Here is a 13,180-nt window from a genome sequence, read left to right on the forward strand (position 1 = left end):
CCCGGCCAGCGCGCGGCGCCGGCCCATCCCACAGGGCATCACGCATGGGCAAGCGCATCCTCTGTTTCGGCGAACTGCTGCTGCGCCTAGGCGCGCCGGGGCGCGAGCTGCTGCTGCAGAGCCGGCAACTGCAGGTTCATGTCGGCGGCGCGGAAGCCAATGTCGCGGTCTCGCTCGCCCGGTTCGGCCACGACAGCGCCTTCGCGGGTACGGTCGCCGACAACGCGCTCGGCGAGGCGGCGCTCGGCGAGTTGCGCCGACACGGCGTCGACGTGTCGCGCGTGCGTCGGGTGCCGGGTCGCATGGGGCTGTACTTCCTGGCGAGCGGCGCGGGTCTGCGCCCCAGCGATGTCGTCTACGACCGCGCCGACTCGGCGTTCGCGCGTGCAGCCGCCGAGACCTACGCCTGGCCGTCGCTGTTGGACGGCATCAACTGCCTGCATGTGTCCGGCGTGACCGCCGCGGTCGGCCCGACCAGCGCGCAGGCCGCCGCCGAGGCCGTCCGTGCCGCGCGATCATGCGGCGCGCTGGTGTCGTTCGACGGCAACTTCCGCCCGAAGCTGTGGGCCACCTGGAACGACCGGCCGGCGCCGCTGCTCCATGCCCTGATCGCCAAGGCCGACATCGCCTTCATCGACCATCGCGACGTCGACCTGATCCTGGGTCCGAAGACCGACGAGGCGGGCCTGCCAGCGGCCGAGCGCACCATCGCCGCCGCCGCGCGTGCGTTCGCGGCCTTCCCCCACCTGCAGCGGATCGCCTGCACCCAGCGCGACGTGCGCAACGTCGACACGCACATGCTCGGCGCCCTGCTCGTGCGCCGGGACGGCGCGGTCCACCGACTCGACCCGCTGCCGGTCGACGGCATCGTCGACCGCATCGGCGGCGGCGACGCCTTCGCCGCCGGCGTGTTGCACGGCGTGCTGTCGGGCATGGCTGACGCGCAGGCCCTGGCATTCGGCCTGGGCGCCGCGCGCCTCAAGCACAGTGTCCCCGGCGACTTCAACCTCGTCGGCGCGGACGACGTCGCAGCCCTCGTGGACAGCGGCCGCCTGGACGTGCGCCGCTGAAAAGAACCGGGGTCAGAAAAAACCGGGGTCAGAGTGCAAATTCAAAAAGAATTGCACTCTGACCCCGGTTTGGCTTTGCGCGTGACGGGCTAGAGTTCGCAGAAGCAGTAGGCGACGGCCTTCACCGGCTTGCCGGGCACCGGCGTCATCACGCTCTCGAGCAGGCGCAGGTCCTGTTCGGCCCGCGGCGCGGCGCGCGACAGCAGCCCGCGCGCGAGGTCGCTGTGGCCGAACAGCAGGCTACCGGCGCGGCCGCTGACCAGGCCGGTCAGGAACCGCCCAAACGGCGTTGCGGTCTTCTCGATGTAGCGCACGCGCCAGCGGTCGGCACCGAGTTCGGCGAGTTCGGCCGCCTTGGCGATCGCGGTGCGCAGGCCGCCGAGTTCGTCGACCAGGCCGCGGTCGAGCGCCTGGGTGCCACTCCACACGCGGCCGCGTGCGACGGTGTCGATCTCCTCGCTGCTGCGGCCGCGCGCCTCGCCGACCTTGCCGATGAAGTTGCGGTAGCCGCGGTCGATGATCGCCTGAATCGCCTGCCCGGCCTCGGGCTGCAGCTCGCGCGACAGATCGAAGGCGCCGGCGAAGCGGGTCGTGCCCACGCCGTCGGTGCGCACACCGATCTTCTCGAGCGTGCGCGGGAACGTCGGCACCAGCGCGAAGATGCCGATCGAGCCGGTGATGGTCGAGGCATCGGCATAGATGCGGTCGGCGTTCATGCTGATCCAGTAGCCGCCCGATGCCGCAACATCGCCCATCGACACGACCACCGGCTTGCCCTCGGCCTTGAGCGCGTCGACTTCGCGGCGGATCTGCTCGGAGGCGAACACCTCGCCACCGCCGGAGTCCACGCGCAGCACGACCGCCTTGACGTGCTCGTCCTCGCGCGCCTCGCGCAGCAGCGCCGAGGTCGACTCACCGCCGATCGTGCCCGGGGGCTGCTCGCCGCCGGTGATGCCGCCCTCGGCGACGACCACCGCAACCTGCGCACGCCGGTCGGTGGCGCGCGGCTCGACATGGGCCAGGAAATCGCGCATCGCAATCTGGCGGAACCCGCCGTCGGCATCGTCGTCGGCGACGCCGCGCTCGGCCAGCAACTGCTCGACTTCCTCGAAGGTCTTGAGCCCGTCCACGTAGCCATGGTCGAGCGCGTACTGGGCGAGGTCGCCCTGCGCCGCAGCGATGCCGGCCGGCAAGGTCTCGATCTCGGCGTTGATCGCCTCAGACGTCAGCCCGCGCGCCTTGGCGATGTCGGCTACGTGCCGCTGCCAGATGTCGTTCATCCAGTACAGGTCGGCTTCCTTCGACTCGGGCGACGCGCCGTCGAGAATGAAGGGCTCGGCCGCGGACTTGTACTCGCCGACCTTGAACAAGTGCATGTCCACCGAGAGCTTGTCGGCCAGCGCTTCGCGGTAGTACTGGCGATAGCCGCTCAGGCCTTCGAGCATCATGCCGCCCTCGGGATCGAGATAGACCTCGTCGGCCTGCGCGGCGAGCAGGTACTGCTGCTGGCCGAAGTACTCGCCGAATGCGACCACTTGCTTGCCGGCCGCGCGCAGTTCGGCCAGCGCCTCGGCGATCTCGCGCATCGACGCATAGCCCGAGAACGTCAACCGGTCGGTCCGCAGCAGCACGCGCTCGATCCGATCGTCCTGCTTGGCGGCCTCGAGCGCGCGCAGCACGTCGCGCAGTTGCACTTCCCCGCTGCCACCGCCGCCGCTTTCGGCCAGCGCGCGCGTCAGCGGATCGCTTCGGTACTGCTCCACCAACGCGCCCTCGGGCGCGATCACCAGCGTCGTGCGGTCGAGCAACGGCGCCTGCCGCGAGCCGCCACCCACGATCGCCAGCAGCACCAGCAGTGCGAACAGGAACAACAGACCGAAGAACAGCAGGTTCAAGATCAGCCTGCGGATGAAGTTCATGCCGTCCCAGAGACCGACGATGAAGCGCGCCAACGGCGCGCGCGGGGGCTGCACAACGGTACTCATGCTCGATACGACTCCATTAGAAAAGGGCCCGGATCCGCTGCCGGTGTGGGCAATGCCACGCACGCTCCGGTCCACCGCGGCAGACTACCCGGGCAGCCGGCCGAATGCATGCGCCGGTGGTCACTGTGACAGCCGAGACGCCAACGGCGTCGTCACGCGCCGGCTGGTGCGCAGGAACCGGCCGCCCAGCAGCACCGCGGCCACTGACAGGCCGGCGATCAGTCCGATCCACATGCCTTTCGGTCCCCAGCCCAGGCCAAGGCCCAGGCCCGCACCCAGCGCCATGCCCACGCCCCAGTAGGCCGCGGCAGCCAGGAACATCGGCACCCGGGTGTCCTTGAGGCCGCGCAGCGCGCCGGCCGACAACGCCTGGATGCCGTCGGGAAACTGGAACGCCGCGGCGTAGAGCAGCAGTGCGCCGGCCAGCGACGCGACCGCGGCATCCTGGGTATAGGCGCGGACCACGTGGTCGTGGCCCAACAGCAGGGCGATGCCGGAGATAGTCTGGGTCGCCAGCACCAGGGCCAGCCCCGCGAACCCGGCGCGGCGCACGCCGGCGCTGCCGAGCCCGCGACCGATCGCATTGCCCACACGCACCGTGGTCGCCTCGGCCAGCCCGAACGGCACCATGAAGCACAGGGCGGCGACATTGATGGCGATCTGGTGCGCCGCGGCCTCGATCTCGCCGAGCCGGCCGATCAACAGCGCGGTCACCACGAACAGGCTGCCCTCCATTGTGACCGTCACCCCGATCGGCAGCCCGGTCCGCAGCAGCGGACCGATCTTCGACCAGCGCGGCGGATCGAACCGCGAGAACAGCGCGTAGCGGGCGAAGCGCCTGGACACCGCCAGATACGTCGCAAAGCCCAGCGCCTGCAGCCACATCATGATCGCCGAAGCCAGGCCCAGGCCGCCGGCGCCACGTTCGGGGAACGGCCCCCAGCCGAACGCAAGTGCGTAGCCGGTCGGCACCAGCACCAGCAGCCCGCCGAAGCCGAACAGCATCGTCGGCAGGGTCCAGTGGATGCCGTCGCTCAGATAGCGCATGCAGAAATACAGCGTCAGCGCCGGCACGCCCCAGCGAATGCCGTGTAGGAACGCGGTCGCGCCAGGCACGATATCCGGCGCGATGCCGAGCGGCCCCAGCGCGTTGGCCAACAGCGTCAGCAGAACCAGCAGCAATGCGCCCAACCCGGCGGCCAGCCACAGGGCCTGCCGGAACAGCGGCCCGACCTCGGCGTGGCGCCCTTCGCCGTCGAGCTGCGACACCGAGGGCGGCACGGCCATCAAGGTGCCCATGGGCACCATCAGCGGCAGCCAGAAAATCGCCGTCCCGACCGCGACGGCCGCCAGCGTGTTGGTGCCGTGGTGACCGGCGATCACCGAATCGACGAAGCCGATCAGGCCGGTGGCCACGTGACCGGCAACCAGGGGGGCGGCAAGGAGAGCCGTATGACGCACTTCGTGACCGAAGCGCGGGATGGCGGGCGGGGAGGACATAAGACCGACTCTGGCGACTGCGGCCGCGCGTACGAAACCGATGCGTGCGCTGGCGCCGGGGCGCGCAAGTCCGCTATTTTACGGGTATCGCGCATCGCCCGGGGGAACGGCCATCGGCCGGCGGGCTGCCGCGCAATCGCGACCGCGCGCTCCCGTCGCGCGCTTCGTCCGCCGCCACACCAGCCGGTGCGTCCCATGCCTCATGCCCACGCGCGCGATTCGGCGCCCACTGCCTGCGAGAACTGCGCGGCCCCGCTGCAGGGCGCGTTCTGCCACCGCTGCGGCCAGTCCACCCACAGCCCGGTCCGCCACGCCAGCCATGCGATCGAGGAGGTGTTCGAATCGTTCTGGCATCTTGATGGACGTATCTTCCGGACTGTGCGAGACCTGTTGGTGCCGGGCCGTATCGCGACGCGCTACCTGGCCGGGCAGCGGGTGCGCTATGTCGCGCCGATGCGGCTGTTCGTGATCCTCACGCTACTGACCTTCTTCGTCGCCAAGTTTCTCGTCGATGGCGCGACGTTCGACATCGCAGCAGACAGCCTCGACCGCGAGACGCGTGGGCGTATCGCCGCGGCAACGACCGTCGCCGAGGTCGTACGGGTGCGCGACGATGTGCTCGCCGACCTGGAAGAGGCCCGCCTCGTCACCGGCGCGATCCCTGGCGCCGGGCCGCAGCTTGACGGGGTCGAGGCACTGCTCCGCCAGCAGGCGCAGGCGCGGATCGACGCGCTCGGCGCAGGCGCCGAAGCAGACGCAGGCCCCGCGGTCAGCGCGGCCCAAGGCGAGGCGGTGGGCCGCGATGCGACACCTGCCCCACGCAGGCCGGCGCCGCCGATCATCGGCGGACCGCTTGGCGAACGCATCGAACGCAACCTCGGCCGCATGCGCGACGACCCCGGCGTCTTCAGTCGTGCGCTGCTCGGCGCTGCGCCGACGACGCTGTTCATCCTGGTCCCGTTGTTCGCGCTTCTGCTCAAGCTGTTCTACATATTCCAGCGCCGGCTGTACCTGGAGCATGTCGTCATCGCGCTCTACAGCCACGCGGCGCTGATGCTCGGCCTGCTGCTGGTGTTCTGCTGCGCCCTCGCTGGCAACTGGCTTTCGCCCCAGATGGGCTGGGCGGCGCGTGCGCTCGCCTGGGCGCAGACACTATTGCTGTGCTCGCTGCCGCTGTACTTGCTGGCGATGCAGAAACGCGTCTATGGCCAGTCGTGGCCGTGGACGCTGGTCAAGTTTGCGGCGATTGGCCAGATGTACGTCGTGCTGTTCATGAGCGTGGCGATCCCGATGGCCGGCTACGCGCTGTACGCGGCCTGAGCGCCGGGGGCGCTCAGGGCGACACGCGAGCGCGCAACCAAGCGTCGCGCTCGGGCGCCGGCACCGCCAGCCACTGGCGCCGCAGGGCATCGCGATCCTGGGGCGGCGTGCGTTGCGCCAGCAGCGTCAGATCGGCCAGCGCCTGAGGGGACGCCGCCCGCAACGCCGCGATCGCAGGCGCACGCTGGGCATCGGGCATCGCCGCAAACAGCGGATGCAACCGCGGCCACGCGGCTCCCAGGGTCGGGCCGAGCAGCCAGCCCCGGCGCAGGCCCAGGTCCAACTGCTCGAAGCGTAGGCGCAGCGCTTGCCGCTCGTCTTCGGGCAGGCTGTCGAAATAGGTGGCCGCCTGCTGCAACCGCGCGCGCTCGGCGTCGGGCAGGTCGGACACCGCCTCGAATGCCAGGCGACGGCGCGCGCGTTCAGCCGCCGGCAACGCCGCCCAGGCCGCTTGCCGTGCCGCCAGCGCCTCGCGCTCGGCAGCCGACATCGTGGCCAGCCGCGCCGCCCGCTCGGTCAGCCGGGCCCGGTCCCCGTCAGGCAGCCGCTCGAGCGGCAAGGCAGCCGGCAATGCCAAAGCGCTGCCAGCCAGCAGCAGCAATGGCGCACCGAGCAGGCGCAATGCGCGTTCACAGCTCCGCATCGCTGGTCTCCGGTTCGCCATCGTCATCGGTCTGGACGGGCTGCAGATGGGCATCGGCGGTCTCGTCCTGGGGTAGATCGCGCTGCGCCGCCAGCCAGGCGAAGAACGCCGGGTCGGCTTGCCATCCGGCGTCAGCGTCCTGGGCCAACAGCAGTTCGAAGTCCCGCTCGGTCACCAGCGCGACCTGGGCGTCGTAGCGTGCGGCCGGCGCACTGTCGGCCAGCGCCTCGATGCGGATCTCTTCGTCGGCCAGGCCACCGCGCAACGTCCCGATCCAGGTGGCAGCCAGCGCCAGCATCGTCGCCAAGGCCACCGCGGCCATCACCGGCCAGAGCCAGCGCGGGCGACGCACCACCGATTGTGTTGCATCCGGCTGCACGTCGGCCGCACCACGCACCACCGGGTAGCGCCGCAGCGTCGGCGCGCGCCCGCGCAGCGCCGCCTCGCGCAGGGCGGCCAGCCGTGCGAGACGGTCGGGCGGCAAGGTGCGGATGCCGGATTGAACGGTCGCGGCCAGCGCGCGCCATGCCGCGACATCGGGGCTGCCATCGTCGCCGCGCGGCAAGGCCCGCTGCAGGCCAAGCCGATAGGTCGCGCGCGACACGCCGAGCACCGCAGCCGCCTCGTGTTCGGGCAAGCCGGCCGCCAGCCGCAACAGCACGACGACGCGCGGACCGCCGGGCAGGCGGTCCAGCGCCGGCAATCCGTCGCCTGCGCTGCCGGCCCGGGGCGCGCGCAGCGCCGGAGCGGCCAGCAACAACGACCAGAAACGACGTGGCCAGTCGGCGAACGGCACCGTGGTGGCGCCCCGGACGAACTCGGCCATCGTCGCGGCCACCGCGGCATCGCCGGTGTCCAGATCGCCGCATTGCCACTGCGCGAACATCGCCGCGCGCCGCTCCACGCCACGCAGGAATGCGGCGGCGGCAGGCGGATTGCCGGGGACGGACGACGGAGACGGACGCATCGGGAAGGACGGTTCGGGCCGGGCATCATAGCTTCCACGCCGATGCAGGCGAGTCTTGACAAGCGCGATCGCGCTTTCCACAGGCGCCGGACACGCGCCGACGTTGTGCACAGGACTCACGAAGCTGTCATTTGGCTGAAGTCAACCGGCATCGCCCCCCTCATGACCGAAATGTTTCACGGCCAAGCATTTGATTCAAAAAAGGAATTTAGATTTGGCACTTTTTTGTCCAACCCAACGCCAGCCGCACTGAATCCCGCCTGTGGGGGCGGTTCAATCCGTTCATGCACAGCCTTATCCACAGGACGTGTGGATAAGCCGGATTTCGTTTCCAATCCGTCACTTGCGGCAGAAACGTGAATCTGCCCGCAACTTCGGCGCGCAAACGACGCGCCCCCCTGGGCTGCCTCGCACCGCCGCCCATGAGCCCGGCGCATCAGCGCTGCCGGCAGCCACCGCAGCGCGAACCCGACTGCCGTGGACGTCGCGCAGCGCCTAGACTGCGCCGGTGTCCGAATCTGCTTCCCTCCCCGCGGTGTTCCGCGTCGCGCTGCCCGTGCCGCTGCCGCGATTGTTCGACTATCGACCGCCCGTCGGCAGCGAGCCCGCCCTGCCTGCGCATGTCGGCCGACGCGTGCGGGTCCCGTTCGGCCCGCGCGAGCTTGTCGGCGTGGTGGCCGAGGTGGGCCCACCGGCCGGCGATGCCCCGCAACTGCGCGAAGCACTCGCGCTGCTTGATGACGCGCCCCTGCTTGCCGGCGAGCTCGACGCCTCCCTGCGCTGGCTGTCGCGCTACACCCACGCCCCGCTGGGCGAAGTGCTGGCGACCGCCCTGCCCGCGTCGCTGCGGCGCGGCGACCCCCTGCCTGAGACCCATGCCTGGGCCTGGCAACTGACCGCGGCCGGCCAGACGGCGACGCCGGGCCTGAAGCCAGGCGCACGCCCGCACCGATTGGCCGAACTGCTGCATGCGGCGCCGCGCGACGAGGACGCGCTGGACCTGCTGCTGCCCGCTTGGCGCAGCGCGGCCCGCACACTCGCGGCGCGTGGCCTGGTCGAACGCATCGCCATCGCCGCGTCCGGTCTTGCACCGGCCCCGCAGGCCGGGCCCGCCCCCAATCCCGAGCAACTCGCCGCGATCGACGCGGTGACCGCCACCGACGGTTTCGCCGCGCTGCTGCTCGATGGCGTGACCGGCAGCGGCAAGACCGAGGTCTACCTGCAGGCCATCGCGCATTGCCTGGCACGCGGACGCCAGGCCTTGGTGCTGGTGCCCGAGATCGGCCTGACCCCACAGACGCTGGCGCGCTTCCGCGCCCGCCTGGGCGTGCCGGTGCACGCCTTGCATTCGGGCCTGGGCGATGGCGAGCGTGCGCGGGTCTGGGCAGCCGCCTGGCGCGGCGAAGCGCGGGTGATCGTCGGCACCCGCTCAGCGGTGTTCGTGCCCCTGCCCGACGCCGGCCTGATCGTCGTCGATGAAGAGCACGACGGCAGCTACAAGCAGCAGGACGGCATCCGCTACCACGCCCGCGATTTCGCGCTGGTACGCGGCAAGGCGCTGGGCGTGCCCGTGCTGCTGGGCAGCGCCACGCCGTCGCTCGAGTCGCTGCACAACGCCGTGGCCGGGCGCTACCGGCACCTGCGGCTGGCGCAACGCGCAGGCGGCGCACGACCGCCGGCGGTCCGCGTGCTGGATGTCCGCAAGCGCCCGCTCGAAGCCGGCCTGTCGCCCGACCTGCTCGTCGCGATCCGCGGTGCGCTCTATGCCGGCGGCCAAGTGCTGGTGTTCAAGAACCGCCGCGGCTACGCCCCCGTGCTGCTATGCCATGACTGCGGCTGGAGCGCGCACTGCCCGCGTTGCAGCACCCCCGAGCAAGGCCATCCAATGACCGTGCATGCCGGCGGCCGCCGGCTGCAGTGCCACCATTGCGGCCACCGACAGAGCGCACCACCGGCCTGCCCCGACTGCGCCAGCCTGGGCCTGCAGCCGCAGGGCATCGGCACCGAACGGCTGGAGGAACTGCTGGCCGCGCGCTTTGCCGACGTGCCGGTGCTGCGGATCGACCGCGGCAGCACCCGGCGGCGGGATGCGCTCGAACGGCTGTTCGCCGAACTGGGCGCACGCCCGGGCATCCTGATCGGGACGCAGATGCTCGCCAAGGGCCACGACCTGCCGAACCTGACGCTGGTCTGCGTGGTCGGCGTCGACGAGGGCCTGTTCTCGGCCGATTTCCGTGCCGGCGAAAAGCTGGCGCAATTGCTGATCCAAGTCGCCGGCCGTGCCGGCCGCGCCGACAAGGCCGGGCAGGTGCTGCTGCAAACCCACCACCCCGACCATGCGCTGCTGCAGACGCTGGTCCACGGCGGCTACCACGCCTTCGCCGCCGAAGAGCTCGACCAGCGCCAGGCGGCCGGCTTTCCACCGTTCGTGCCGCTGGCGCTGCTGCGCGCCGAATCGCCGCACGCGCAGCCGCCGATGGCCTTCCTGCACGCGGCCCGCGCGCTGCTCGCCGCCCACATCGGGCGCGACGCGAACGGCGCACCGACGCTGTCGCTCGACGGCCCGGTCGCCGCCCCCATGCCCAGACGCGCCGGCACCTATCGCGCGCAGCTGCTGTTGGCCGCCGATCACCGTGCGCGCCTGCATGGCGTGCTGGAGGCCACATTGCCGGCGCTCCATGCGCTCCCCGAAGCCCGTCGGACCCGCTGGTCGCTGGATATCGACCCGGTGGACCTGTACTGAGCCCGGGCAAGGGATACGGGCGTTGCAACCCGATGCCCGCGCTCAGGCCGCCGAGGCACCTCGACGGCTGCGGCTTCTGGGGTTGGGCTTCGGCGCCTCGCGGATCTCCACGGCCTGGCCGTCGCGGCGAACCTCGAACAGGCCGACGGCATCGATCAACGCGCTGAGATTGCGATAGCCGTAGTTGCGCGCATCGAACGACCCCTGGTTGCGCACATGGCTGCCGACCGCCCCCAGGTGCGACCAGCCCTCGTCGTCGGCGCCGGCGGCGACCGCGTTGCGCAGCAGTTGCACCAGTTCGCGATCGCCCTGCAGCTCTGCCGACGTCCTCGCCTTCACCGACCCGCCGTTGTCGGTCTCGTCGAGCGCACGGAGTTTCTCGAGGTAGAGGAACGTCGAGCAGGCCTTGACGAACGGCGCCGGCGTCTTTTCCTGCCCGAACCCGTAGACCCCGTAGCCGTCGTTGCGCAGGCGCATCACCAGTGGCGTGAAGTCGGCGTCGCTCGACACAATCGCGAAACCGTCGAGGTTGCGCGCGTACATCAGGTCCATCGCATCGATGACCATCGCCATGTCCGAGGCGTTCTTGCCGGTGCTGTAGGCAAACTGCTGGATCGGACGGATCGCGTACTCGTGCAGCACCTTCTCCCATCCCGACAAATGCTGGCTCTTCCAGTTGCCGTAGGCGCGGCGCACATTGGCCACGCCGTGCCGAGCGATTTCGGCCAGGATCACATCGATCTTGGAGGCCGGGGCGTTATCGGCATCGATCAGTAGCGCGATGCGTTTCTCGTCGTCGATCCGTTGGCCGTGCATGGCCGTGCTCCTGTGGGCGCTATGCGCGAGAGCGCCAGTCTGCCCGATCCGGCGCCAGCGCTGCGCCTTCAGGGGTCGAGCAGTTCGCGCGCCATCACGATCGCGTCTTCGCGCCCGTGATGGGCCGGGTAGTAGCGCGGGCGGCGGCCGATCTCGTTGAAGCCCTCGTCGTGATAGAGCGCGATCGCATGCGGGTTGGACGGACGTACTTCCAGGAACACCCGCTGTGCGCCATGGCGGCGCGCGGTGTCCACCAGTGCGCGGAACAGGCGCCGCCCCAGTCCGCAGCCCTGGACATGGAGATCGACGCAGACATTGAGCACGTGCGCCTCACCGGCCGCGATACTCAGTACGCCGTAGCCCAGGATGTCGGCATCGGCATGCAGCACCCAGGCCGGATAGCCCGCGCGCAGGCAATCTTCGAAAATGCCGCGTGTCCACGGAAACGGGTAGGCACGCAGTTCGACCGCCATCACCGCATCCAGGTCGTCGTCCCGCATCGGCCGCAACGTCGCTGCGGCGGCGCGCAGCGTCGGCATGTCGATCGGCGCGTCCATGTCAGCCTGCGCGCACGCGCAGACGCCGCAGCGCCGGCCACAGCGCGCGCTTGGCCTGGGCATCGCGCAGCGTCCGCAGTTCGCCCAGGCTGCGATAGATCGCGAAGGCGTCCTCGGCATCGCGGCTGCGACCGGCCGCGCGCAGCAAGGCATCGAGCAACGCATCGTCGGGCAGCGTCTGTCCAGGCAGCTGCGCGCGATAGCGCACGTGCCCGAGCGCATCGAGCGCGGCGCACTGCAGCGCATCCCAGGTCATGGCGTCGCTCCCGCGCCGCCTCGCCGCCGCAGGCACCACAGCACCGGGCCTGACAGCGCGTACAGCAACGACGCGGCGAGCAAGGTCTTGGGCGGATCCACCCACAACGCGATCAGAATGCCGACCGCGACCACCAGCGCCACGAACGGCACCCGGTCCGAACGCGGGCCACGGCCACTGCCCTTGAAGCTGGTGTAGCGGATACGGCTGACCATCAGCAGCGCCGCCACGACGGTCACCCCGAGGGCCAAAAAGCGCAGGTCGTCGCCACTGAACTCCAACTCGTGGCAGGTCCAGACGAAACTGGCCATCAAGCCGGCTGCGGCCGGGCTCGCCAGCCCGACGAAATAGCGTTTGTCGACCGTCGCGACCTGGCTGTTGAATCGCGCCAGCCGCAGCGCGGCGCATGCGGCGTAGAGGAAGGCCCCCAGCCAGCCGATCTTGCCCAGCGTCGGCCCGTCGAGCCGCAGCGACAGCAGCGCCCAGTGGTACATGACCATCGCCGGCGCCATGCCGAAGCTGATCAGATCGGCGAGCGAGTCGTACTGGACGCCGAACTCGCTCTGGGTATTGGTGAGCCGTGCGACGCGCCCATCGATGCCGTCGAGGATCGCGGCCACGAAGATCGCCAGGCATGCAGCGGTGAACCGGCCCTGGGACGCGGCGATGATTGCGAAGAAGCCGGCGAACAGGCCGCCGGTGGTGAACAGGTTCGGCAACAGGTAGATGCCGCGGCCGCGGCGCGGCGTGGGGTCGGTCTCGCTCATCGCACGAGTGTAGCGCCTGGACGGCCGTGGCCGTCGGCCGAACGGTTGCGCGCCCGTCCCGGGGGTGCTGGAATCGCGCCCGTCCCCCGCTCGGCTCCTGGAGCCCCCCATGCGCCGTGCCCTCGCCCTGCTCTGCCTCGTGCTGCTGGCCTGCCCGGCCATGGCCGGGGATGTCTACACCTGGAAGGACGCAGCGGGCGTCACCCACTATTCCCAGACCCCGCCCCCGTCCGGCGTGCGCTATCAATTGCGGACTGTCCGCCAGGACGCGACACAGACCGCGACGCGCGACCGGTCCGGCGAAGCCCCCGTGGTGCCGGCGCTGACCGCCACGCCCGGCACCGATGCCGGCAGCCTCCAGGCGCAGTGCGCTCTGGCGAAGGACAGCGTCGCCGCGCTCGAAACCGACGCCCCGGTCCGCCAGGCCGGCGAAGACGGCCGGTTGCGCGAGCTCTCGCCTGCCGAACGCGTCGACCAGTTGGCACTGGCCCGTGCCGCGGTGCGCGCCTACTGCCGCTGATCGCCGCGAGGCTGCAGGCCCGCGTGGCACAATGCT

12 protein-coding genes are annotated in these 13,180 nt (G+C 70.7%); 4 read left to right on the forward strand and 8 right to left on the reverse strand.

The features are described from left to right. The first annotated feature begins 44 nt into the window (after positions 1 to 44). Positions 45 to 1,070, forward strand: coding sequence for a sugar kinase (locus ABE505_RS01460; RefSeq protein WP_346441656.1), 1,026 nt, complete (start codon positions 45 to 47; stop codon positions 1,068 to 1,070). Positions 1,071 to 1,159: 89 nt separating this feature from the next. Here the strand turns inward: ABE505_RS01460 and sppA are convergent, their stop codons facing one another. After that, positions 1,160 to 3,055, reverse strand: coding sequence for a signal peptide peptidase SppA (gene sppA / locus ABE505_RS01465; RefSeq protein ID WP_346441657.1), 1,896 nt, complete (start codon positions 3,053 to 3,055; stop codon positions 1,160 to 1,162). Positions 3,056 to 3,175: 120 nt separating this feature from the next. Next, positions 3,176 to 4,555, reverse strand: coding sequence for an MATE family efflux transporter (locus ABE505_RS01470; protein ID WP_346441658.1), 1,380 nt, complete (start codon positions 4,553 to 4,555; stop codon positions 3,176 to 3,178). Between the two features lie 195 nt (positions 4,556 to 4,750). Between ABE505_RS01470 and ABE505_RS01475 the strand changes: the two genes are divergently transcribed. Beyond that, positions 4,751 to 5,875 (forward strand): DUF3667 domain-containing protein, encoded by a 1,125-nt coding sequence (locus ABE505_RS01475; protein WP_346441659.1) that lies wholly within the window; start codon positions 4,751 to 4,753, stop codon positions 5,873 to 5,875. 13 nt (positions 5,876 to 5,888) lie between these two features. Here ABE505_RS01475 and ABE505_RS01480 read toward each other — a convergent pair whose 3' ends face one another. Continuing rightward, entirely contained in the window at positions 5,889 to 6,518 is a 630-nt protein-coding gene (locus tag ABE505_RS01480; RefSeq protein WP_346441660.1) for a DUF3106 domain-containing protein, read from the reverse strand. Then, a complete protein-coding gene (locus ABE505_RS01485) occupies positions 6,505 to 7,485 on the reverse strand; it encodes a sigma-70 region 4 domain-containing protein (RefSeq protein WP_346441661.1) in 981 nt (326 codons plus the stop codon). Before ABE505_RS01485 ends, ABE505_RS01480 begins: the two co-directional genes overlap by 14 nt. Positions 7,486 to 7,993: 508 nt before the next feature. Between ABE505_RS01485 and ABE505_RS01490 the strand changes: the two genes are divergently transcribed. Continuing rightward, positions 7,994 to 10,228 (forward strand): primosomal protein N', encoded by a 2,235-nt coding sequence (locus ABE505_RS01490; RefSeq protein ID WP_346441662.1) that lies wholly within the window; start codon positions 7,994 to 7,996, stop codon positions 10,226 to 10,228. A 42-nt stretch (positions 10,229 to 10,270) separates the two neighbouring features. Here ABE505_RS01490 and ABE505_RS01495 read toward each other — a convergent pair whose 3' ends face one another. From ABE505_RS01495 to pssA, 4 genes are all read right to left on the reverse strand, one after another. Beyond that, positions 10,271 to 11,044, reverse strand: a complete 774-nt coding sequence (locus ABE505_RS01495) for an NYN domain-containing protein (protein ID WP_346441663.1) — start codon at positions 11,042 to 11,044, stop codon at positions 10,271 to 10,273. Between the two features lie 68 nt (positions 11,045 to 11,112). Further along, on the reverse strand, positions 11,113 to 11,601 hold the full coding sequence (gene rimI, locus ABE505_RS01500) for a ribosomal protein S18-alanine N-acetyltransferase (protein ID WP_346441664.1): 489 nt from the start codon (positions 11,599 to 11,601) through the stop codon (positions 11,113 to 11,115). Between the two features lies 1 nt (position 11,602). After that, positions 11,603 to 11,857, reverse strand: coding sequence for a hypothetical protein (locus ABE505_RS01505; RefSeq protein ID WP_346441665.1), 255 nt, complete (start codon positions 11,855 to 11,857; stop codon positions 11,603 to 11,605). Continuing rightward, positions 11,854 to 12,624, reverse strand: a complete 771-nt coding sequence (pssA, locus tag ABE505_RS01510; RefSeq protein WP_346441666.1) for a CDP-diacylglycerol--serine O-phosphatidyltransferase — start codon at positions 12,622 to 12,624, stop codon at positions 11,854 to 11,856. The genes ABE505_RS01505 and pssA overlap by 4 nt, the downstream gene beginning before the upstream one ends. Positions 12,625 to 12,733: 109 nt before the next feature. Between pssA and ABE505_RS01515 the strand changes: the two genes are divergently transcribed. Next, entirely contained in the window at positions 12,734 to 13,144 is a 411-nt protein-coding gene (locus ABE505_RS01515; protein WP_346441667.1) for a DUF4124 domain-containing protein, read from the forward strand. The last annotated feature ends 36 nt before the right edge of the window (positions 13,145 to 13,180 follow it).

It is taken from the genome of Luteimonas sp. TWI382, assembly GCF_039674545.1.
In the GTDB taxonomy this organism is placed as follows: domain Bacteria; phylum Pseudomonadota; class Gammaproteobacteria; order Xanthomonadales; family Xanthomonadaceae; genus Luteimonas.